The sequence below is a fragment of the Roseobacter cerasinus genome (assembly GCF_009811755.1).
Taxonomy (GTDB): domain Bacteria; phylum Pseudomonadota; class Alphaproteobacteria; order Rhodobacterales; family Rhodobacteraceae; genus Roseobacter; species Roseobacter cerasinus.
This window is the reverse complement of the sequence record NZ_BLIV01000001.1, coordinates 536,620-559,116: the sequence shown is the minus strand read 5'-3', so window position 1 is coordinate 559,116 and position 22,497 is coordinate 536,620. Positions and strand designations below refer to the sequence as shown.

The 22,497-nt window shown below is 60.9% G+C and carries 23 protein-coding genes; 9 read left to right on the top strand and 14 right to left on the bottom strand.

All coding sequences use genetic code 11. From position 1 onward, the window contains the following. The first annotated feature begins 13 nt into the window (after positions 1-13). From So717_RS02835 to So717_RS02825, 3 genes are all read left to right on the top strand, one after another. A complete protein-coding gene (locus tag So717_RS02835) occupies positions 14-793 on the top strand; it encodes a succinate dehydrogenase iron-sulfur subunit (RefSeq protein WP_159974669.1) in 780 nt (259 codons plus the stop codon). Between the two features lie 3 nt (positions 794-796). Next, entirely contained in the window at positions 797-1,507 is a 711-nt protein-coding gene (locus tag So717_RS02830) for a ZIP family metal transporter (RefSeq protein WP_238840626.1), read from the top strand. Positions 1,508-1,740: 233 nt separating this feature from the next. Further along, positions 1,741-2,589 (top strand): urea carboxylase-associated family protein, encoded by an 849-nt coding sequence (locus tag So717_RS02825; protein ID WP_159974668.1) that lies wholly within the window; start codon positions 1,741-1,743, stop codon positions 2,587-2,589. Between the two features lie 93 nt (positions 2,590-2,682). Here So717_RS02825 and deoD read toward each other — a convergent pair whose 3' ends face one another. The 4 genes from deoD to So717_RS02805 form a co-directional block, all read right to left on the bottom strand. Further along, entirely contained in the window at positions 2,683-3,387 is a 705-nt protein-coding gene (gene deoD / locus So717_RS02820) for a purine-nucleoside phosphorylase (RefSeq protein WP_159974667.1), read from the bottom strand. 106 nt (positions 3,388-3,493) lie between these two features. Continuing rightward, positions 3,494-3,865: an H-NS histone family protein gene (locus So717_RS02815; protein ID WP_238840622.1), complete on the bottom strand. Its 372-nt coding sequence runs from the start codon at positions 3,863-3,865 to the stop codon at positions 3,494-3,496. 63 nt (positions 3,866-3,928) lie between these two features. After that, positions 3,929-5,896, bottom strand: coding sequence for a protein meaA (locus So717_RS02810; protein WP_159974666.1), 1,968 nt, complete (start codon positions 5,894-5,896; stop codon positions 3,929-3,931). Positions 5,897-5,995: 99 nt separating this feature from the next. After that, complete coding sequence (locus So717_RS02805) at positions 5,996-6,589, bottom strand: GNAT family N-acetyltransferase (RefSeq protein WP_159974665.1); 594 nt, start codon at positions 6,587-6,589, stop codon at positions 5,996-5,998. A gap of 45 nt (positions 6,590-6,634) precedes the next feature. On the opposite strand from So717_RS02805, the gene So717_RS02800 reads away from it, so the two are divergent. From So717_RS02800 to So717_RS02775, 6 genes are all read left to right on the top strand, one after another. Next, positions 6,635-8,002 (top strand): 1-acyl-sn-glycerol-3-phosphate acyltransferase, encoded by a 1,368-nt coding sequence (locus So717_RS02800; RefSeq protein ID WP_159974664.1) that lies wholly within the window; start codon positions 6,635-6,637, stop codon positions 8,000-8,002. A 145-nt stretch (positions 8,003-8,147) separates the two neighbouring features. Then, on the top strand, positions 8,148-9,428 hold the full coding sequence (gene ccrA / locus So717_RS02795; RefSeq protein WP_159974663.1) for a crotonyl-CoA carboxylase/reductase: 1,281 nt from the start codon (positions 8,148-8,150) through the stop codon (positions 9,426-9,428). Positions 9,429-9,799: 371 nt separating this feature from the next. Beyond that, the gene (locus tag So717_RS02790; RefSeq protein ID WP_159974662.1) at positions 9,800-10,519 is read left to right on the top strand and encodes a helix-turn-helix transcriptional regulator; all 720 of its coding nucleotides are present in this window, start codon (positions 9,800-9,802) and stop codon (positions 10,517-10,519) included. A gap of 116 nt (positions 10,520-10,635) precedes the next feature. Further along, a complete protein-coding gene (locus So717_RS02785) occupies positions 10,636-11,274 on the top strand; it encodes an acyl-homoserine-lactone synthase (RefSeq protein WP_159974661.1) in 639 nt (212 codons plus the stop codon). Positions 11,275-11,326: 52 nt separating this feature from the next. Further along, positions 11,327-12,868 (top strand): ATP-dependent DNA helicase, encoded by a 1,542-nt coding sequence (locus tag So717_RS02780; RefSeq protein ID WP_159974660.1) that lies wholly within the window; start codon positions 11,327-11,329, stop codon positions 12,866-12,868. Continuing rightward, positions 12,865-13,566 carry an SDR family oxidoreductase gene (locus tag So717_RS02775; protein WP_159974659.1) on the top strand — a complete coding sequence of 234 codons (702 nt, stop codon included), beginning with the start codon at positions 12,865-12,867 and terminating at the stop codon, positions 13,564-13,566. The genes So717_RS02780 and So717_RS02775 overlap by 4 nt, the downstream gene beginning before the upstream one ends. Positions 13,567-13,654: 88 nt before the next feature. Here the strand turns inward: So717_RS02775 and So717_RS02770 are convergent, their stop codons facing one another. The 10 genes from So717_RS02770 to So717_RS02725 form a co-directional block, all read right to left on the bottom strand. After that, the gene (locus So717_RS02770; protein ID WP_174238982.1) at positions 13,655-14,413 is read right to left on the bottom strand and encodes a TIGR02186 family protein; all 759 of its coding nucleotides are present in this window, start codon (positions 14,411-14,413) and stop codon (positions 13,655-13,657) included. Then, positions 14,413-15,327, bottom strand: coding sequence for a sulfite exporter TauE/SafE family protein (locus tag So717_RS02765; RefSeq protein ID WP_159974658.1), 915 nt, complete (start codon positions 15,325-15,327; stop codon positions 14,413-14,415). The genes So717_RS02770 and So717_RS02765 overlap by 1 nt, the downstream gene beginning before the upstream one ends. A 96-nt stretch (positions 15,328-15,423) precedes the next feature. Further along, complete coding sequence (locus So717_RS02760) at positions 15,424-16,392, bottom strand: ABC transporter permease (RefSeq protein ID WP_159974657.1); 969 nt, start codon at positions 16,390-16,392, stop codon at positions 15,424-15,426. Further along, positions 16,392-17,486: an ABC transporter permease gene (locus tag So717_RS02755; RefSeq protein ID WP_159974896.1), complete on the bottom strand. Its 1,095-nt coding sequence runs from the start codon at positions 17,484-17,486 to the stop codon at positions 16,392-16,394. The genes So717_RS02760 and So717_RS02755 overlap by 1 nt, the downstream gene beginning before the upstream one ends. A gap of 112 nt (positions 17,487-17,598) precedes the next feature. Then, the gene (locus So717_RS02750) at positions 17,599-19,125 is read right to left on the bottom strand and encodes an ABC transporter ATP-binding protein (RefSeq protein ID WP_159974656.1); all 1,527 of its coding nucleotides are present in this window, start codon (positions 19,123-19,125) and stop codon (positions 17,599-17,601) included. A gap of 65 nt (positions 19,126-19,190) precedes the next feature. Further along, the gene (locus tag So717_RS02745) at positions 19,191-20,189 is read right to left on the bottom strand and encodes a BMP family lipoprotein (RefSeq protein WP_159974655.1); all 999 of its coding nucleotides are present in this window, start codon (positions 20,187-20,189) and stop codon (positions 19,191-19,193) included. Between the two features lie 100 nt (positions 20,190-20,289). Next, on the bottom strand, positions 20,290-20,739 hold the full coding sequence (locus So717_RS02740; protein ID WP_159974654.1) for a GNAT family N-acetyltransferase: 450 nt from the start codon (positions 20,737-20,739) through the stop codon (positions 20,290-20,292). Beyond that, a complete protein-coding gene (gene tsaB / locus So717_RS02735) occupies positions 20,736-21,353 on the bottom strand; it encodes a tRNA (adenosine(37)-N6)-threonylcarbamoyltransferase complex dimerization subunit type 1 TsaB (protein ID WP_159974653.1) in 618 nt (205 codons plus the stop codon). The genes So717_RS02740 and tsaB overlap by 4 nt, the downstream gene beginning before the upstream one ends. Beyond that, positions 21,350-21,775 carry a GFA family protein gene (locus So717_RS02730; protein WP_159974652.1) on the bottom strand — a complete coding sequence of 142 codons (426 nt, stop codon included), beginning with the start codon at positions 21,773-21,775 and terminating at the stop codon, positions 21,350-21,352. The genes tsaB and So717_RS02730 overlap by 4 nt, the downstream gene beginning before the upstream one ends. Before the next feature lie 9 nt (positions 21,776-21,784). Further along, positions 21,785-22,348, bottom strand: coding sequence for a NifU family protein (locus So717_RS02725; RefSeq protein ID WP_159974651.1), 564 nt, complete (start codon positions 22,346-22,348; stop codon positions 21,785-21,787). Positions 22,349-22,497 lie beyond the last annotated feature (149 nt).

The following is a 22,497-nucleotide window of genomic DNA, read 5'->3' as shown; positions in this document are numbered from 1 at the left end:
GGAGACCCAAGACATGGTTCAACTGACCCTGCCCAAGAACTCCCGCATGACCAAGGGCAAGACCTGGCCCAAGCCCGAGGGGGCGAACAACCTCAAGAAATTCAGCATCTACCGCTGGAATCCGGACGATGGCGAAAACCCCCGGGTCGACACCTATTTTGTCGATCTGGACAGCTGCGGCCCGATGATCCTGGACGCGCTTATCAAGATTAAGAACGAGATCGACCCGACGCTCACCTTCCGCCGCTCCTGCCGCGAGGGGATCTGTGGCTCCTGCGCAATGAACATCGACGGGATCAATACGCTCGCCTGCATCTACGGCATGGACGAAGTGAAGGGCGATGTGCGCATCTACCCGCTGCCGCATATGCCCGTGGTCAAGGACCTGATCCCCGACCTCACGCATTTCTACGCCCAGCATGCCAGCATCATGCCCTGGCTGGAAACGAAGACAAACCGCCCGGCGAAAGAGTGGAAACAGTCCATCGAAGACCGCAAGAAGCTCGATGGCCTTTATGAATGCGTCATGTGCGCGTCGTGCTCTACCTCCTGCCCCAGCTATTGGTGGAACGGCGACCGCTACCTCGGGCCAGCAGCCCTTCTGCACGCCTACCGCTGGATCATCGACAGCCGCGACGAGGCGACGGGCGAGCGGCTGGACGATCTCGAAGACCCGTTCAAGCTCTACCGCTGCCACACCATCATGAACTGCGCCAAGACCTGCCCCAAGGGGCTGAACCCGGCAGAGGCGATTGCCAACATCAAGAAAATGATGGTCGAACGCCGAGCCTGATCCTTGGAGATCGCCCCGCATTGGGCGGCCATCGGGCTTGCGACACTGGCGGGGTTGTCGATCCCGGTCGGTGCGTCGCTGGCCATTTGGCGCGTCAATCTCCTGCCCGATTGGCTTCGCAGCGAACTGCGGCACGCGGTGATTGCCTTTGGGGCCGGGGCGCTTTTGGCAGCCGTCGCTCTTGTGCTGTTGCCCGAGGGCAGCGACCGCCTGGCACCTGGGCCAGCGCTGCTGTGGTTCTGTGCAGGTGGTGTCGGTTTTGCCGTGATCGACCAGGTCATCGCCGCCCGGGGTGGCCAGATCGCGCAATTCCTCGCCATGATGATGGATTACCTGCCCGAGGCCATGGCGCTTGGTGCGCTGGTTACGGGCGACTTGCCGACAGCCGTGCTGGTGGCCGCCTTGATCGCCCTGCAGAACCTGCCGGAAGGCTTCAATGCCATGCGTGAAATGCGCCAAGATGATCAGGCGGCGCCGCTGTGGCTCTTTTACCTGATGGTGCCGCTGGGTCCGCTGGCCGCTGCCATCGGTCTGGCGCTACCTGCAGCCTATGATCCGGTGATTGGCGCGGTGATGATGCTGGCCTCAGGCGGGATCATCTACCTGATGTTCCAGGATATCGCCCCGCAGGTCCCGCTGGACAACTCCATGCTGCCGCCTCTTGGGGCGATCCTTGGCTTTGGCTTCGGCCTCGCCGGGCATCTGTTGATCTGAGCGCATCATGCATATCGTCATCGGTCTCATCATCGCCTTTGTGATTGTCGCAGTGTTTGCGCGCCGAAATCGCGGCACCCGTGGCTGCCGTTGGCGTGAAGATCGCACCGGCAATCGCGGCGCCTTACGCAAATACAAATGTGCGACCTGCGGGGCCGAAGCCTTCAGCACCAGCAAGGGCCCGCCCGACAGTTGCAGAGCTCATCCGCCAAAAACCTGACCAAGGAGCCTTCATGCCAAACGCCCCCTCGGATGCCGACGCCCGCCGCGCCGTAAAACCTGTCATCTGCTATCCGACCGAGACACTGCCTGCACCGGATCTGCCCATGCTGACCGCTGCGCGTGTGCGCCTCACAAAAATCGGTGAGGTCACCGTCCCCCCGCGCGAGGCGCGGTGCTTCGAGGCGCCCGCAGGACATTTCTTTCGCATCACCAGCGTTGAGGCACCGCAGGTGGGCGACCTGAACCTGCACAACGCCACCGACCCAACGGAGCGGTTCTACTCCGGTAAGGCCCGCGCGCTGCACGGCACCCACCTGACAACCGGGGGCCGCATGTGGTCCTCTTTCCCGCACTTGCGGCCCATGGCGACCATCACCCACGATACGCTCGGTTGGTACGGCATCGATGGCTTCGGCGGCTCGGTGCATGACGTGATCGGCACCCGTTGCGACCCCTACACCCACGCGCTGCTGTCGGGTGGCGGGCAGTATCACCACTGCTGCCACTCGAACCTCACCCGCTCCTTGGCAGATCATCTCGGCATCCCGCTGACTGAGGCTGAGCCACTTGTGCATGACGTGCTCAACGTCTTCATGTGCACCGGCTTCACTCGCGACACCGGCCAATACTTCATGAAGGCCAGCCCCGTGCGCCCCGGCGACTATCTGGAGTTTTTTGCGGAGATTGACCTCATCGGCAATCTTTCAGCCTGTCCGGGCGGCGATTGCGGATCTGAGCATTCAAGTGATGCGGCCCGATGCGCCCCCTTGCTCGTCGAAGTTTTTGCGCCAGCCGAAGGCAGCTTGGAAGGTTGGGTCTCGCCCTTGTCCAATGCCTATGATCGCAGTCACGGGCGTTGAGTCTGCGGTGTCGCCACCGTCTTCACCCTTACAAAAATACTCTCAGACCGCAGGCCGACGTGCTGCGCGACGCTGATGTGACGCGCCGCGTTTTTAGGAAAACGCGGCCTCGAGCGCGATTTCGACCATATCGCCAAAACTGCGCTCCCGGTCTTCCGGGGGAAGCGCTTCACCGGTTTGCAAGTGGTCCGACACCGTCAGGACCGCCAAAGCCCGACAGCCATAGCGTGCCGCAACGGTATAAAGCTCTGCCGCTTCCATCTCGACGGCCAATACTCCGTGCCGGGTCATTTCCTTGTCCAGATCCGGGTGCTCAGAATAAAAAACATCCGATGAATAGATGCCGCCAATATGCGTTGCGACATCGCGTTCACCGGCCGCGCGCGCGGCGGCGTTCAGCAGGCCATAGTCCGCACAGGGCGCGAAGTTGAGGCTCTGGAAGATATGCGTTGAGGGTGTCGAAATGGTGCTCGCCGTCATGGCGAGAATAACATCCCGAATGGCGACGTTTTGTTGCATCGCCCCGCAGGAGCCAATGCGAATAAGGGTCTTGGCGCCAAAGTCTCGGATCAATTCGTTGGCGTATATCGACAGAGACGGCATGCCCATGCCTGAACCCTGAATGCTGACCCGGTGGCCTTTCCAGGTGCCGGTAAAGCCCAGCATGCCGCGCACTTCATTGACACAGACCGCATCTTCAAGAAACGTCTCCGCTGCCCATTTCGCGCGATAAGGATCGCCGGGCATCAGCACCGTTTCTGCAAGGTCTCCGGCTTTGGCTCCGATATGCGTGGTCACGATCACATCCCCTTACTGCAATTGCCTGCTGTGCTGAACGTAAAAGGAACCCGGTGTCAAACAACGACCGGGCTCCAATTGTCTCATTTTGCCGAAAATGACGCGCTTAGACTTCCATGGATTTTGGGTCTTTGCCCGCGTCGACAGCCTCTTTGTACCATTTCGGCTGACGGCCTTTGCCTGTCCATGTCTGTGTTGCATTTGCCGGGTTGGCGTATTTCGCAACGGACGCAGAGGGTGCGGATTTCTTTTTCGCGCCACTCTTGGCCGGTTTGGCATCGGTCAATTCTGACAGCGAATACCCGAATTTCTGGGCGGCTTGTTCAGCGGCTTTCCGAGCTTCGCGCAATTCTTTGTTGCGCAGCGCCCCCAGCGCTTTCTCTACATCTTTTTGCAGCTTTTCCAACTGCTTCTTCGACATCGATTTGAGATCTTGCGGCATTCTGCTCTCTCTTTGGAAATGATTGCCGCCGTCCATAGAGGAATAATCATAGAATGCAAAGGTTGCATTTTGTGTCAGCTAATTTGCGCGGAATAGCGTCTATTCTGCGGCCACCGCCTGGGGGTCAGCCAGGGTTACAATATCCATCATGATGGTATTCAGCTCAAAATCCTTCGGCGTATAGACACGTGCCACTCCCATGGATTTCAACCGTTCCGCGTCATCATCCGGGATAATTCCACCGACAATGACAGGGATATGACCCAGCCCCGCCGCACGCATCTGCGCCATCAAATCCTCGACCAATGGAATGTGGCTGCCCGAGAGAATGGACAGCCCCACCACATGCGCTTCGTCCTCAAGCGCAGCCGCCACAATCTCCGAAGGCGTCAGCCGAATACCTTCATAGGCAATATCCATGCCGCAATCGCGCGCCCGCACGGCAATTTGTTCGGCGCCATTGGAATGGCCATCGAGCCCGGGTTTACCCACGAGGAATTTCAGACGCCGCCCCAATTTATCACTCACCGCGTCCACCGCATCGCGCAGATCGTCCAAACCTTCGGTCTTGTTCGAGCGGGAGCCAGAAACACCGGTTGGTCCCCGGTATTCCCCGTGAACGCGGCGCATTTCAGCGGCCCATTCCCCGGTGGTCACACCCGCTTTGGCGGCGGCAATAGACGGGGGCATCACATTCCGCCCATCGGCCGCCGCTGCGCGCAAATCCGCGAGTGCGCGTGTCACAGCTTCCTGGTCCCGGTCGCTGCGCCACGCATCAAGCCGCGCGATCTGATCCGCCTCCACGGCCGGATCGACCACCATAATACCGCCATCACCGGTCATCAGCGGCGATGGCTCCCCCTGCTGCCATTTGTTCACGCCAACAACGACGGTTTCTCCGGCTTCAATGCGGCCAAGGCGATCCGAATTGCTATCGACGAGACGGGCCTTCATATAGTCGATGGCTTCAATCGCACCGCCCATGCCGTCGAGATTTGCCAATTCATGCCGGGCACCCTCTTTCAGCGCCTCGACCTTGGCATCTACCGCCGGGTTGCCATCGAAAAGATCGTCGAATTCTAGAAGATCGGTTTCATAGGCCATGATCTGCTGCATGCGCATGGACCATTGCTGATCCCAGGGGCGGGGCAGGCCAAGCGCCTCATTCCAGGCGGGCAATTGCACCGCGCGCGCCCGGGCTTTTTTGGACAGCGTCACCGCCAGCATTTCGATCAGAATACGATAGACGTTGTTTTCGGGCTGCTGTTCGGTCAGGCCCAGAGAATTCACCTGTACACCATAACGGAAGCGGCGAAACTTCGGATCTTCGACGCCATAACGCTCCTGACAAATCTCATCCCAGAGATCGACAAAAGCGCGCATCTTGCACATCTCTGTCACGAACCGAATGCCCGCATTCACAAAGAAGGAAATACGGCCCACGAGCACCGGAAAATCTTCTGCGGGCACACGGGGTTTCAGCGCATCCAAAACGGCTGTCGCGGTGGCCAGTGCAAAGGCCAATTCCTGTTCGGGCGTCGCCCCGGCCTCTTGCAGGTGGTAGGAGCAGACGTTCATCGGGTTCCATTTGGGCACATTCGTATAGCAATACTCGGCCACATCGGCGATCATTTTCAGGCTCGGCGCCGGCGGGCAGATATAGGTGCCACGGCTGAGGTATTCCTTGATCAGATCATTTTGCACGGTGCCTTGCAGCTTCGAGACATCCGCGCCTTGTTCCTCAGCCACCGCAATATAGAGCGCAAGCAGCCAAGGGGCGGTCGCATTGATCGTCATGGAGGTGTTCATCTGTTCCAGCGGGATCTGGTCAAAAAGCGTGCGCATATCGCCCAGATGGCTGACCGGCACGCCCACCTTGCCGACTTCACCCCGGGCCAAAACATGGTCGCTGTCATAGCCCGTCTGCGTCGGCAGATCGAAAGCCACGGAAAGGCCCGTCTGCCCTTTGGCGAGGTTCCCACGATAAAGCGCGTTCGAGGCCTTGGCCGTTGAATGCCCGGCGTAGGTGCGGATTAACCAAGGGCGGTCTTTCTTGACGTCAGACATGGGGACCTCGTGAATCGTTCAAAGCAATTATATTACGTAATTAGGTAGATATCTGGAATATTATGGCGTTGTCAATTCGCTGCGTTGCGGCAATTCGATCTATTTTGCGCGGGCGTGCCACAGCATCCGTGTGGCAGAGCGAAAGCGAAACACGGTCTCGAAAATACCCGTATGCTCCACACTGGTTGCGACAAAGCCCTGCCGTTCGTAAAGCGCCTTGGCTCTTGGGTTGCTGTCGATCACGTCGAGCCGTACCGCCTGCTTTCCCCGCGCTGTCGCCTCATCCTTCATGACGTCAAGCAGCGCGCTGCCGATACCAAACCCGCGCGCCTGTTCGGAGACGCAGATGCCATCCATCAGCAGCACATCCGGTGTCACATCCCGTTCGATCACTGACAAGAGCAGCCCCCGCCAAAGCCCGCCCCACCACCCATATATGCGCTGAAGATCGGGTAGGTCGCCGCCCACCAGCGTGCCGTCTTCGGTTTTGAACCCCGCGATCCCGAGGATATCGCCGGTGTCTGAGCGGGCGATCAGCGCAAACTCCGGGTCCAGCACGCTTTCCAGAAAGCGCAGCGCGCGCTCGTCCGGCCCGAGGCTGCGCCCCAGCTTTCGCCCGAAGGCCTGCCAATAAAGGCTTGCGACCCGGCGGCGTTCATGGTCCTGAAACCCGGTGGATATAGTGACCTGCATGCTTTTGATATTGTTCTCATGGTCGGCGCCTGCAAGGGTCGGGCCATGACGCAAGTCGTTGAAATACCGCTGTGGCTCTTTGTGCTGATCGTGCTCTTTGCCGCGGTGACCTTTGCATCGCATTTCCTCTTTCCCTCTGTGCGCTGGTTTTTCCGCCGCCGCCTCGAACGTGCGGTGCGGCGGCTGAATGAACGGCTGACGCGCCCGATCGAGCCGTTCAAGCTGGCCGGGCGCTACGACATGATCCAACGGCTGATCTATGACCCGGAGGTCAGCCGCGAGATTGCCAACCACGCCCGCTCCAACAATGTGCCCGAGAATGTCGCCTTTGAACGGGCCCGCGCCTATGCGCGCGAAATCGTGCCCGGGTTCAGCGCCTTTACCTATTTCAGTTTCGGCACACGCATGGCGCGTCTGCTTGTGCGGTCGGTCTATTCGGTCTGGACGGGGCCGCGAAATGACGAGGTCATCAGATCTATCCCGAAGGATGCGACGGTTGTCTTCATCATGAACCACCGCTCCAACATGGATTATGTTCTGGTGACCTATCTGGCGGCTCAGACCTCGGCACTGTCATATGCGGTGGGGGAATGGGCGCGTGTCTGGCCGCTTAGTCGGCTTATTCGGATGATGGGGGCCTATTTCATTCGGCGCAAATCGCGCGGCGGGCTCTATCGCAAGGTGTTGGCGCGCTACGTGCAGATGGCGATTGCAGGCGGGGTCGCGCAGGGCATCTTCCCCGAAGGCGGGCTGAGCCTGAACGGACGCCTGATGCCGCCTCGGCTGGGGCTTTTGTCTTATGTGACCGAGGGGTTCGACCCGGAGGGCCGCGATGTGGTCTTTGTGCCGGTCGCCATCAACTATGACCGCGTTCTGGAAGACCGTGTTCTGATCGCTGCGGGACAGCGGGGAGATCGCCGTTTTGGCGCGCGCATCTCTGTTGTTTTGCGCTTTATTCTCGGCAAGTTCTGGCAGGGGCTGAGAGGGCGGGTGACCCGGTTCGGAACCGCGGCGGTGGTCTTTGGCGAGCCGCTCTCGCTCAGCCAGTTCGGGGAGGATCGTCCGGTTGAGGAGTTGGCCGAGGATCTGATGGGCCGGATCGGTGCTGCGATGCCCGTGCTGGCGGTGCCACTGGTGTGCCGCGCCCTGCGGTCGGGTGCCGCGCCTCAATCGGAAGCGGCGCTGACGGATGCGGTGCGTACCATGGCCGAGCGGCTCTCGGCCAATACACCCGCAACCGTCGTTGAGGACCCGGCCAAGGCGGTACAGGGCGCGCTGGTCCAGTTGCACCGGCACGAGGTGATCGAAGCAACGCCCGAGGGCTGGCAGATACGGCCTGATCAGCGCGCCGTCGCAGACTACTACGCAAGCTCCATTGCGCATTGTCAGACAGAGGATGTCATTCCAGCATAATTTCTGCATCTGCGAAGTCATAAAATTACAAAAATGATGCTCAAGATGTTGCAATGTTGCGTGACACTGCATATTCAAGGCTCCAGACGCCGCGATTCTGCATCGCGGCATGATTTATTAGTATGTCGTTCAGCAGGAGGCTTACATGGCACTGGACACCACCATCGCGCAGTATGATGCGCCGCAAAAAGACCTCTATGAAATGGGAGAGATGCCTCCCATGGGCCACGTGCCCAAGCAGATGTACGCCTGGGCGATCCGCCGCGAACGTCACGGCGAGCCGGACACCGCCATGGTGCAGGAAGTCGTCGATGTGCCCGAGCTCGACAGCCAGGACGTGCTGGTGCTCGTGATGGCGGCCGGTGTGAACTACAACGGTGTCTGGGCGGCGCTCGGCGTGCCGATCAGCCCCTTTGACGGGCATAAGCAGCCTTATCACATTGCAGGCTCCGATGCGTCCGGCATCGTCTGGGCGGTGGGCGACAAGGTCACGCGCTGGAAGGTGGGCGATGAGGTCGTGATCCACTGCAACCAGGATGATGGCGATGACGAGCACTGCAACGGCGGTGACCCGATGTATTCGCCCAGCCAGCGGATCTGGGGCTATGAGACCCCCGATGGGTCGTTCTCGCAGTTCACCCGGGTGCAGAGCCAGCAGCTCATGCCGCGCCCCAAGCATCTGACCTGGGAAGAGGCGGCGTGCTACACGCTGACACTGGCCACTGCCTACCGGATGCTCTTTGGGCACGAGCCGCACGACCTCAAGCCCGGCCAGAACGTGCTGGTCTGGGGGGCATCGGGCGGTCTGGGGTCCTACGCGATCCAGTTGATTAACACGGCGGGCGCCAATGCCATTGGTGTGATCTCGGATGAGAGCAAGCGCCAGTTTGTTATGGATTTGGGCGCCAAGGGCGTGATCAACCGCAAGGACTTCAACTGCTGGGGCCAACTGCCAACGGTGAACACGCCGGAATACGGCGAGTGGTTCAAGGAAGCGCGCAAGTTCGGCAAGGCGATCTGGGACATCACCGGCAAGGGCGTGAATGTCGACATGGTGTTCGAGCACCCGGGCGAGGCGACCTTCCCCGTCTCGACCTTTGTGGTGAAGAAAGGCGGGATGGTTGTGATCTGTGCCGGCACCACCGGGTTCAACCTGACCTTTGACGTGCGCTACATGTGGATGCACCAGAAGCGCCTCCAGGGCAGCCACTTTGCCCATCTGCAGCAGGCCTCCGCGGCGAACAACCTGATGCTGGAGCGGCGGCTCGATCCCTGCATGTCGGAGGTGTTTTCCTGGGCCGATCTGCCGCAGGCGCATATGAAGATGATGCGGAACGAGCACAAGCCCGGCAACATGTCCGTTCTTGTTCAGGCGCCGACCACGGGCCTGCGCACCTTCGAGGACGCGCTTGAAGCCGGCAGTTAACCGCGCATCCGACAATTTACCGAAGACGAACGCTCGCGAATCACGTAAAGATTACGCGAGCGTTTCTCGTTATGGTTGTGACGCTGTTTAGGATCAACCACTTAGATTTTCCGATCTCGCTATTTCTGGGGAGTATATATCCGCGAATTTTCAGCAGGCGTTCATACATGCTAAGGTTGTTTTAATCTTTCGTTAACCTTTAAGAGGCGAGTCTGCTATGCGAAGTGACTGGATTTTGGACGTTCTCACGGATTTGAAAACATTTGCGACTGCAAACGATCTGCCGGTTTTGGCCGAGCAGTTGGATGACACCGCGATTGTTGCTCTTGCCGAGATCGCCGCCCTTCACGAGAGGACGCAGGGCACGGCTCATGGTAGCGAACACGACGGTGGAAACAGTCTTGGCGGAACTGGAGCAAGCGGACACGCTTGAATCCATTCAGGATGCCATTCTCACACTGAAGGAGCATTTCCAGGTTCAGAACATGGTCTACCACTGGGTGGACAGTGCCGGAGAGCAATACGGCTACGGCACTTACCCGCTGGACTGGGCCGCACGATATCAAGAGCAAAACTATATCAGGATCGATCCGGTCATTGCGGGGTGTTACAAACGCTTTCATCCGGTTGACTGGAAAAAACTGGATTGGTCGAGCAAGGCGGTTCGGGCATTCAGGACTGAGGCAATTGAATACGGCATAGGTAATCAAGGCTATTCCATCCCGATTCGTGGACCTAACGGGCAGTTCGCCCTGTTTACCGTGAATCACACCTGCGAAGATGAGGAATGGGAAGCTTTCACGGAGAAGAACCGGCGCGAACTGATCCTGATCGCCCACTATTTTAACCAAAAAGCGCTCGAGTTCGAACCGAACCGGGCGCCGGAGGAGTCGCAACCGCTCTCACCGCGCGAGATCGATGCAATGACCTTGCTGGCGATCGGTTACAGCCGGGCGCAAGTGGCTGAAACGCTTTCGATTTCTGAGCATACGCTGCGGGTCTACATCGAAAGTGCACGCTTCAAACTGGGCGCGACAAACACCACCCATGCGGTGGCTCGAGCACTTAGCAGAGGGCTGATTGTGGTGTGAGGCACGCGGGTTTTCAGCCCGCAAACGGTTAATGCCACGCGCGTCCGGGTTCCTCCGCGTTAAACAAGCTCAAGCTAATCCTTTGTTCACGCCTTGCTCTGATCAAAGGAAAACACATGCTTCGCTACGTCTATGCAGATCAACTCTCCCAGTTCCCAAAACTCGCGGCTTCCATGTTCCATGATCGCGCGGATCAGTTCAAAACGCGGCTGGGCTGGGAGGTCAACGTAGACGAGACCGGCGCGGAGCGGGACGAATACGACGCGATGAATCCGCTCTACGTGATCTGGGAGATGCCAGACGGCACCCATGGCGGCTCCATGCGCTTTCTGCCGACCACCGAGCAGACTATGGTCAACGATCATTTCACGCATCTGATGGGAGGCGGCACCATCACCAGCCCGCTGATTTGGGAGTGCACACGCTTTTGCCTGAACCGCGACGCGCCCAGCCGGGTTGCAGCTGCCCTGATGTTGGGTGGTGGAGAGATCATGAATGGTTTTGGCGTCAAGCACTTCGTTGGTGTCTTTGATGCCCGCATGGTGCGGATCTACCGCATGATCGGTTCGTCTCCGGAGGTTCTGGGCAGCCAGGGGGAAGGCCGCGACAAGATCAGTGTTGGGCTCTGGGAGTTCGCGCCCGAGGCCCAGGCCAAGGTGGCCGCGCGGGCCGGTGTCTCGCTGGAGTTGTCGCGTCTGTGGTTTGACCGTGCCTTCGGGCGTGGCGCTGTGCAGCAACTGGCCTGCACCGGATAATTCGAGCAGCGGGTCTCTGGCACCTGCGGCGCGGCCCCTGTAGGGTCGCGCCATGTCTGCACCCGCCCTTACCTTTTCCGATGATCAGGCCACTGCCTATGACCATGTCGCGGAGGTTTTGCGGGGCGCGGGCATTGATCTCGATGACCAGCTGCTGACGCCTCCCCGAAGCAGTGCGACCTCCGTCATGGCCGTCACCGGCAAGGCCGGGTCCGGCAAGACGCTGCTGCTGGCTGAGCTTTACAAGGCGCTGAAAGGGGCCGGGGTCGAGATCGTCTCGGGAGACTACGAGTCGCGCAAGCGGCGTGACAAACGTAGCCTCGCCATCCTGGCACCCACCAACAAGGCGGCCAGTGTTTTGCGGCTGCGGGGGGTGCCCGCGACCACCATCCACCGCATTCTTTACACCCCGGTCTATGATCCGGAATACGAGCGTATTGCGGAGTGGCTGACCGGCAATGGCGAGCGCCCCGAAATTGAGGGGCTGTCAGAGCAGGCGCTGGACCGGGCGGCGGCTTTCTATGCCAATAACACCTCGATCCCCGGTGCTTTGGCTGCGGCAGGCCTGCGCGGGTCGGATTTCATAACCGGGTGGAAACGGCGCGAGGAACCTTTGGACATCGGGTTTGTCGACGAATCCTCTATGCTCGATGACCGGCAGTTCGAGGATTTGCAGGAAATTTTCCCGACGCTGCTGTTGTTTGGAGACCCCGCACAGCTGGCGCCGGTCAACCAGTCCGGCGCAATGGTGTTCGACAAGTTGCCAGCCCCGCGCGTGTTGTCGCTCAGCCGCATTCACCGGCAGGAGGCAGATAACCCGATCCTTGATCTGGCGCATGCGCTGGGAGATCCGGACATGGGCTTTGAGCAATTCGAACGGATGGTCGAACAGGCGGCTGCGCGCGATGAGCGCGTGGTCTGGGGGCAGCGGGTCGAGGTAGATTTGATGGCGCGCAGCCCAGTGCTGGTTTGGCGCAATGCCACGCGCATCCGGCTGATCAATGCGTTCAGGCAGGTCTATGGCGCGCCGGAGGATGCGCTGCTGGAAGGCGAGCCGCTGATCTGCGACGGGCTGGAACTGCCGTTGAAACACCGCAAGAAGCGGCTTGATCTGGAGGCGCGGGGGCTGATCAAGGGCGCGCAAGTCATCTATCTGGGCGCGGGGCGCAAGCCCGGGTTCAGCCGACTGCATGTGATGGGAGCGGAAGATCCGCAGGTCTCAGCCGCGTCGATTGTGAAGATCGAAAAACCGGATGAGGAAGAGCCTTTTATCCCCTTCGCTGCCCGCATGGGCGCCACCTTCCTGCACGGGGCAGCCGTGACCATCCACAAAGCGCAGGGCAGTCAGTGGGACACGGTGCAGGTCTTTGCGCCGGATCTCTACGCTGCGGCCCGTATGGGGCGCTCTGAGGCGGGACAGCCGCTTTGGAAGCGTCTGGCGTACGTGGCCATCACGCGGGCGCAGGAGCGGTTGATCTGGGTGGTGCGCAACCGGCTTTCTGTGCCCTCGCACCCTCTGGTGGTGGATGACCTGCGGGCCGTTCCAGCAACCCCATTGATCCTGGAAGAGACCCGGGCGGAGGACATGACATGAAATCGATCATCATCACCGGCGCAAGCTCAGGTATCGGCTATGCCACGGCAGAGCGCTTTCTGGACGCGGGATGGCGTGTGGGGTTGGTTGCCCGGCGGGCAGAGCGTCTGGAGGCATTGGCTGACCGCTACGAGACTGCCGTGCCCCTGCCTGCGGATGTGACGGATCCGGAGGGCATACAGGCGGCGTTTCAGGCGTTCGGCCATCTCGATGTGCTCTTCAACAATGCGGGTCTGTTCGGGCCGACAGCCACGATCGACGCAGTGGATCTCGAGGACTGGGCACAGGTGATGCAGGTCAACATTGGCGGCATGTTCATGGCCGCTCGGCTGGCCTTTGCCGCGATGCGGGCGCAGGACCCGCAAGGCGGGCGGATCATCAACAACGGCTCTCTCTCGGCCCATGTGCCGCGTCCCAACTCGGTCTGCTACACGGTGACAAAACATGCGGTGACAGGACTGACCAAGACCCTCTCGCTGGATGGCCGTCCCTTTGGCATTGCCTGCGGGCAGATCGACATTGGAAATGCCGAGACGGATCTCCTCGCGCAGCTCAAGCACACCCAGCCAGAGACAAAGACCATGGATGTCGATAACGCTGCGCGCTCGGTGCTGCATATGGCTGAGATGCCAGCGGATGCGAATGTTCAGTTTATGACCGTGATGGCAACCACGATGCCTTACATTGGTCGGGGGTGACACAAGCGGTGGCCTGAAAGCCCACCGCACCTGCTGGTCGCAACCGGCTGTGCTGGCAGGTGGGGTGGGCTTTCAGGCCACCCCTGTTTCAGGCGCGGAACATCCGGAAGGCTGCAGACGCCGCCCAGCCCGCTCCAATCGCGATGGCCAGGGACATCAGCCCATACATCAGGGCATTCTCACGTGACAGCTTGTAGAGCCAGCGTTCAAGACCAACTTTCCGCACATAGATACTCGTCTCATATTGCGAAATCACCCGGCCGCCTCGTGTCAGAAAAATCCGCGTTTGATAGTCCCCTTCCGTTAGCGCTGCGGGCAGCTTGATCGCTGTGCGGAACAGGGTCTGGGCGTCGACGCTCACGGTGCCCTCATTCAACTGATATTGGTTCGACTGGGACTTGATGCGGATCAGCGCTTCGGAGAACGATTCCGCATCAGTGATCGTGGCGGGCGCATCGATGGAACGGATGGCCCGAGGGATCGATACGCGATGCCGCAGATCTTCGGTCTGGTTCAGGGACAGGCCCAAAGCAGTGCTGGTTGAGACTGCATAGAACGACGGTGCGCTGTCGATCTCAACCGCATCGGTGTTCACCCAGATGCCGAAGCGCTTTTCCTTGCGGCGGACGGTGAAGGTCTCATTTGGTCCGGCCACCGTAATGATGACTTGCAGCCTAGGGTCATCGGGGATGGGCGCTTCGCGTTTCACCGCCCCGAAGATCAGGATTTCCGATCCGTCAAAGCTGGTGTCGATCGAAACCGTATCTTTGCTGAGGCCCAGAACAACTTCTTCAGCCAGAGCGGGCAGGGCGCTGAGGAGCACCAGGAGAAAGGCCAGCGCGCGCATCAGTGGCCCTCTGCCGCGCCGACGGAGTAGAGCTCGGACGGCATCAGCAGCAGATCGAGGGCGAGCTTGCCGCAGACCGCCAGCACCATGATCGCCAACAGGATGCGCAGTTGCTCAGCTTTCAGCTTCACGCCGATCCGCGTTCCGATTTGAGCACCAATCACACCGCCGACCAGCAGCAGGACAGCCAGCACCACATCAACCGTGAAGTTCGTTGTGGCATGCAGCATGGTCGTGAAGGCGGTCACGAAAATGATCTGGAACAGCGAGGTGCCCACAACCACTTTCGTCGGCATGCCCAGAAGATAGATCATCGCGGGCACCATGATAAAGCCGCCGCCCACACCCATGATCGCCGCCAGAATGCCCACCGACACCCCCACCAGAAGTGGCGGGATCACCGAGATATAGAGGCCGGACACCCGGAACCGCATCTTGAAGGGCAGGCCGTGCACCCAATTGTGCTTTTTTCGTGCGGGCGGTTTTCCAGATTTGGTCTTGCGGATCGCGTTCAGGCTTTCGATGAACATCAGCCCGCCGATCACGCCGAGAAAGACGACGTAGCAGAGCTTGACCAGCAGATCGACCTGGCCCTGAGCCTTGAGGTAATTGAAGATCAGCACCCCCAGAGCGGCCCCGATCAGACCCCCGATGAGCAACACCGTGCCCATCCTGAGGTCCACCGTCTTTCGTTTCAGATGCGCCAGCACGCCGGAAAAGGAGGAGGCGACGATCTGGTTGGCTTCGGTCGCCACGGCCACGGCGGGGGGGATGCCAATGAAGAACAGCAGCGGCGTCATCAGGAACCCGCCGCCCACGCCGAACATGCCCGACAGAATGCCCACGATGCCGCCGAGACCCAGCAACAGGAACGCATTGACCGAGACTTCGGCGATAGGGAGGTAGATCTGCATGTCCCCTGTTAGTGCAGAGGACCCTGCAAAATCAATGCCCCTTGCTGCTGCGCAGCGATCAGGACTGACATTATTTCGTGAACTGGTCTTATGCGTTCAGCGTTCTTTCACGTAGGGTTTGCCTCCTGCGCGAGGTGGGATGGCTTTGCCCACGAATCCCGCGAGTATGATCACTGTCATGACGTAGGGCAGAGCGCCGAGTAGAGCGCCTTGCACCTTGAGACCAAAGAGGCCCTCAATCACGTCAGGGCGGGTTTCGAGCGCACCGAACAGACCAAAGAGCAGCGTGGCATAAAGTGCGTACCACGGGCGCCACTTTGCAAAGATCAGCGCGGCCAGCGCGATAAAACCACGCCCGGCGGACATGTCTTTCACGAAACCCGCTTGCAGGGCGGTCGAAAGATAGGCGCCCGCGATACCGCAAAGCACACCGCAGATGATCACCGCAGCGTAGCGCAGGCCGACGACCGAGACGCCGGCTGTGTCGACAGCGGCAGGGTTTTCGCCAACGGCGCGCAGGCGCAGGCCAAAGCGGGTGCGGAAGAGGATCCACCACGTGAGCGGTACCATGGCAAAGGCCACATAGACGAGGATGGAATGGCCCGAGATCAACTCGCGGTAGATCGGACCCAGGACGGGTACGCCGTCCAAGGCGTCGGCGAAGGGCAGGGTGATCGGCTCAAACCGCCCGCCGCCCATCAGCGAGGGTGTGCGCCCGCCCTGGCTGAACCAATCCTGCGCGATGAGGACGGTGAGACCGGCTGCCAGAAAGTTGATGGCGACACCTGAAATGAGCTGATTGCCCCGGAAGGTGATCGAGGCGACGCCGTGCAGCAGGCTGAAGGCCATCGACGCGGTGATCCCCGCAAGCAGGCCCAGCCAGACGGAGCCCGTGACCGCTGCGATGGCGGCTGAAAAGAAGGCAGCAGCCAGCATTTTGCCTTCAAGGCCAATATCAAAGATGCCCGCGCGTTCGGAGAACAGCCCGGCGAGGCAGGCCAGCAGCAAGGGCGTGGCAAGCCGCACGGTGCTGTCCAGCAGCTGAACAAAGGTTAGGAAATCCATCAGGCGTTCCCCCGGCGCAGCATCAGGAACAGCCGCTCAAGCGGCATGCGCACCATATTGTCGAGCGCGCCGGTGAAGAGGATCACCAGCGCCTGGATCACGACGATCAGCTCACGCGGGATCGATGTCCAAAGCGCCAACTCGGCCCCGCCCTGATAGAGGAAGCCAAAGAGGATCGCGGCCAGTAGCACGCCAAAAGGATGGCTTCGGCCCATCAGCGCCACGGCGATCCCGATGAACCCGGCACCTTCGACCGCATTCAGCACCAGCCGCTCCGCCTCGCCCATCACGTTGTTAATAGCCATCAGCCCGGCCAGCGCACCGGAGATCAGCATGGCGATCATGGTGATCGCGACGGGAGAGATACCGGCGTACTTCGCACCGGGCTCCGATTTACCGTAGCTGCGGATTTCATAACCCAACCACGTGCGCCAGAGCAGGAACCAAACGAGGACGCAGGCCAGAAGGGCGATGATAAAGGTCACATTGGCGGGTGCTGACTTGGAGAAATTGATGCCGAGCGGCAGCAGGATGTCATGTAGCGTGGGTAGGTGCGTGATTTCGGGGAAGCGCGCGGTGGCCGGGTCCATGCTACCGGGGGGGCGCATGAGGTTGACCAGCACGTAGTTCAGCACGGCGGCACCGATGAAGTTGAACATGATGGTGGTGATCACGATGTGGCTGCCGCGTTTGGCCTGCAGAAACGCGGGGATGGCCGCCCAGGCGGCACCGAAGACGGCTGCAGCCACGGAGGCGCCGAGCAGCGCCAGCGTCCAATGCGGCCAGGGGATGAAGAGGCAGGCGAGGGCCACGCCAAGCCCGCCCAGCATCGCCTGGCCTTCGCCGCCGATGTTGAAGAGGCCGGCGTGGAAGGCCACGGAGACGGCCAGCCCGGTGAAGAGGAAATTCGTGGCGTAATAGAGCGTGTAGCCCCAGCCATAGGTGCTGCCCAAGGCGCCGGTGACCATCAGGTTGACCGCCTCGACAGGGTCTTCTCCGATGGCGAGGATCACAAGGGCCGAGAGGAGTGCGGCCAGCACCAGCGAAATCAGCGGCACAAGGGTGACCTCGGCCCATTTTGGCATCACGTCCACGCGCATGCTCCGTTCTTTAAAGGCCTGCTGCGCAGACGCGATTCTTTAGGGGGTTTCACCCCCGGCGCTGGCGCGCCTCCCCCAGAGTATTTCGGGAAGGATGAAGGGGGGGTCATGCGGTGACCCCGGCCATCAGCAGGCCCAGTTCTTTTTCATCCGTCTCGGCGGAGAGGCGTTCGCCCATGATATGGCCGTCGAACATCACCGCGACCCGGTCGGCGAGGGCGAGGATCTCTTCCAGCTCGACCGAGACCAGCAGCACCGCCTTGCCCTTGTCGCGCAGGGCCACGATCTGCTGGTGGATGAATTCGATGGCGCCGATGTCGACGCCGCGTGTGGGTTGGCCGACGAGCAGCAGATCGGGGTTCCGTTCGATCTCGCGGGCCAGCACGATCTTTTGCTGGTTGCCGCCCGAGAAGTTCTTGGCCGCTAGCGCCGGGTTCGGGGGGCGGACGTCGAAGCGGTTCATTTTTTCTTCTGTGTCGGTGCGGATGGCGGCGTTGTTCAGCAGCACGCCGGATTGATAGCCGGGGTCGCGGTGATAGCCGAAGGCGGTGTTCTCCCAAGCGGAGAAATCCATGATCAGCCCTTCGCGCTGCCGGTCTTCCGGCACATGAGCGATGCCGCGTGCGCGACGTGTGCGACCGTCGGCCAGCTTGCCGCTGAGTTCCAGCGGTTGGCCGTTTACCCGGATTTCGCCGGTGGCATCGGCGTAGCCGCCCAATACTTCGAGCAGTTCGGACTGTCCGTTGCCTGCCACACCCGCAATACCGACGATTTCGCCAGCGCGCACTTGCAGATCTATGCCCTTGATCCGCTCGACACCTTTGTCATCGACCACACGTAGGCCTTTGACATCGAGCACCACGTTGCCTGGTTTGGCCGGGGTTTTGTCCACGCGTAGCAGAACTTTACGGCCCACCATCAGCTCTGCCAGCTCCGCTGGAGAGGTTTCGGAGGTCTTCACCGTCGCGGTCATCTCACCGCGTCGCATGACGCTGACAGTATCGGTGGCTTCCATGATCTCGCGCAGCTTGTGCGTGATCAGAATGATGGTTTTGCCTTCCTGCCGCAGGCGATCGAGGATGCGGAATAGCTGGTCGGCTTCCGCCGGTGTCAGCACGCCGGTGGGCTCGTCCAGAATGAGAATATCCGCTTGTCGGTAGAGCGCCTTGAGGATCTCCACCCGCTGCTGCATGCCCACGCCCAGTTCTTCGATCACGGCGTCCGGATCGACGTTGAGCCCGTATTCATGCTCCAATTCCAGCAGCGTCTTGCGCGCTTTGGCGAGCGAGGGGGTCAGCAGCCCGCCGTCCTCGGCCCCGAGGATGATGTTTTCGAGCACCGTGAAGTTTTCGACCAGCTTGAAGTGCTGGAAGACCATGCCGATGCCCGCAGCAATGGCCGCTTGACTGTCGGGGATCTCGGTCTTCTGACCACTGATGAAAATCTCGCCCTTGTCGGCTTTGTAGAAGCCATAGAGGATCGACATCAGCGTCGATTTGCCCGCGCCGTTCTCGCCGATGATCCCGTGGATCGTGCCCGGCATCACGCGGATGGAGATGTCTTTGTTGGCCTGGACCGGCCCGAAGGCCTTGGATATGCCCTTGAGCTCAATCGCTGGTGCTTGCTCGCCCATGCACCCCCCTTATTCGTCTTGCACAGGCCGCACCTCCCACGGGCGCGGCCTGCGGGTGTTTCGCCTTAGAAGTCCAGCGCGGGGCAGCTGTCTGTGGCGTAGTAGGAGGCAACTTCGATATCACCGGAGATGATCTTTTCGCGGGCTGCTTCGACGGCGGCCTTCATCTCGTCGGAGACCAAAGGCGCGTTGTTGTCATCGAGCGCATAGCCCACACCTTCCTCAGCGAGGCCAAAGGTGAAGACGCCGGTTTCCAGGTCGGTACCCGCTTTCAGCGCGTCATAGACGGCCACATCGACGCGTTTCAGCATTGAGGTCAACACCTTGCCAGGGTGCAGGTGGTTCTGGTTGCTGTCCACGCCAATGGAGAGGATGTCTTCATCCGCCGCGGTTTGCAGCACACCGACGCCTGTGCCACCTGCGGCGGCATAGACAACGTCAGCGCCCTGGCTGATCTGCGCTTTCGTCAGCTCGGAGCCTTTCACCGGGTCATTCCAGGCCGCCGGTGTGGTGCCTGTCATGTTGGCAACGACGGTGGCATCTGCGTTGACTGCCTTCACACCCTGCGCATAGCCGCAGGCGAAGTGACGGATCAGCGGGATATCCATGCCGCCGATGAAGCCCACGGTGCCGCTTTCCGAGGCCATGCCCGCCATCATGCCAACGAGGTAGGAGCCTTCATGTTCGGCGAAACCGATCTGACGGATGTTCGGCGCGTCGAGCCAGGTGACGTCGATAGCCACAAACTTGGTGTCCGGATAGTCGGGTGCGACAGTGGACAAAGGATTAGCCATGGCAAAGCCCATGGTGATGATCGGGTTGGCACCGGCTTCGGCAAAGCGGCGCAGGGCCTGTTCGCGCTGCGCTTCGGACTGCAGTTCGATCTCGCGGTAGCTGCCGCCGGTCTCTTCGGCCCAGCGGCTGGCGCCATTGTGGGCGGCCTCATTGAAGGATTTGTCGAACTTGCCGCCGAGATCGAAGATCACGGCCGGTTCGGCCAGCGCGGCGCCTGCGGAGAGGCCAAGGGCCGCCGTCGCGCCGAGAAATTTGTGCATGAAGGTCATTCAGGGGTCTCCCAGATTGTGATTTTGGGACGTGCGATCAGAGCTTTGACACCCCGCGCCGTCCAATACGCACAAATTAGGACCTAGGCCGCAGGCAGGGTCAACCGGTTTTTGAAGGTTTGCCGGGGGATTCCGCTGCCTGACGAGGGGGCAGTGCCGCCGTCATCAGCACTGCATCGACCGATGCGGCCCCTGCACGGCGGTAGTAGGCCTTGCGGCGCCCGGTCTCGACGAATCCATGTTTGCTGTAAAGTGTTTGGGCGGCGCGGTTGTCAGCGGCGACCTCAAGAAAGGCCTGCGCGGCCTTTGCCGATTGCAACCATTCCGTCACCAGCGTGTCCCCGATGTGTTGGCGTCGGTGCGCGGGATGCACCGCAAGGGTCAGCAATTCGCTTTCATCCGCAACCGTGCGGATCAGCGCAAACCCATACGTGTGATGCAGGGGCCGGACGTGTTCCTCAGCCAGCAGGCTTGCAAACTCAGCTGCGGACCACGGGCGCTCCGACGTAAAGGCTAACCGGTGCAGCGCGGCCAGATCCTCCGGCGTCATGGCAGAATGACTGGGGCTGAATCCCGCGCGGGAGCGGCATCCGCCGGGCGCAGATAGAGTGGCGCAGGGCGTGGTTGCGGCGTTCCGAGGCGCGATGCCGCGAGATGTGCAATGGCCACGGCTGTTGAGTGCGCAGGGGCAATGCCGCGCGCGCCGATGAGTGGCCCTGCGTGGTTGAGAATGGCGTCCTCCGGCACAATGACGGGTGCTGATACCCTGCCTCCGTCAAAGCTCTGCACATAAAGGTGCCCCCGTCGCGCGGCGATGGCGGTGGCACAGGGACCATCGTGGCCAAAGCGCAAGGCATCGAAGCCCGACACGCCAATCGCGGGCACACCCAGACCCAGTGCAAGCCCGCGCGCCGCGGCGACGGAGATCCGGATGCCAGTGAAATTGCCGGGCCCGACGCCGACACCAATAGCCGTGAGGTCATGAAACGCCAGACCGGTACCACTCAGAACGTCTTCACAGAGCCCCATCAGACGTTCCGCCTGACCCTTCTGCATCGGCTCTTCGGCCTGCGCGACAACACGTCCGCCCGCAAGCACTGCCACCGCGCAGCAGGGCGCGGCTGTGTCAAAGGCCAGAACGGTGCAGGACATCTGAGCCGTCATCCGTTCTGCAAGGTGTCACGCGCGCTGTGCTCCGCGCGGGGCAGCTGATCGGCGAGGTGCAGCCATGGCAGGCGCGAGGTCGCATGCGAATGCAGGCTTGGGGGCAGCTCAGCCGACTGGTCGATCAGGCCGAGCGGTACATAGATCTGGCCGGGTAGATAGTCGTAGGTCGCGGCGAGGGGCGAGCCGCAGTCGCGACAGAACCAACGTGTGACACCCGGCGCATGCGAGACCGGCGGACCAGGGGTGGGCTCAAAGCGGAGGACGGCCTCGCGAAAGGCGGCAAAAGCAGACACCGGCGCCCCTGACACACGCCGACAATCGCTGCAGTGACAATAGCTTACCATGTCGGGTTGCGCGTCGGCCATCAGCCGAACTGCGCCGCAGTAACAGCGCCCCGTGATCGTTTTAAAGCCGGACATGGATTGTCGTCAGGTGGCGACCGGGCGCACCTCGGTCACTTCCGGGATGTAGTGGCGCAGCAGGTTCTCGATGCCCATCTTCAGCGTCAATGTAGACGAGGGGCAGCCCGCACAGGCACCCTGCATGTGCAGATACACCACGCCACGATCAAAGCCATGGAAGGTAATGTCCCCACCATCCTGCGCCACGGCCGGGCGCACGCGACTGTCGAGCAGCTCCTTGATCTGATCAACAATTGGGCCATCCTCGCCACTGTGTTCCGCATGGCCAGACGCCGGGGCATGATCGCCGGACATGACCGGCTGACCGGACTGGAAATGCTCCATGATCGCACCCAGGAGGGCAGGCTTGATATGATCCCAATCCACCGCATCCGCTTTGGTTACGGTCACAAAATCCGTGCCGAAGAACACACCTGTCACCCCATCCACTGCAAAAATCCGCGTCGCCAGCGGCGACTTGTCCGCTGTCTCTGCGGTCGGAAAGTCGGCGGTTCCCATCTCCAGCACGGTCTGGCCGGGCAGGAATTTCAGCGTGGCAGGGTTCGGGGTCGATTCTGTCTGGATGAACATCGGGTCTCTCCTGAATGTCCTCCAGATATGCGGACCGCAACCCGGGAAGTCAAGGTTTGGAATCATTCTAAACTGTGGCGTGGGTTGGACCGCGTCTGCGGTCTCTGACCTAAGCCACACACACCATGGCTTGCGGTGCGGTGTCGCAC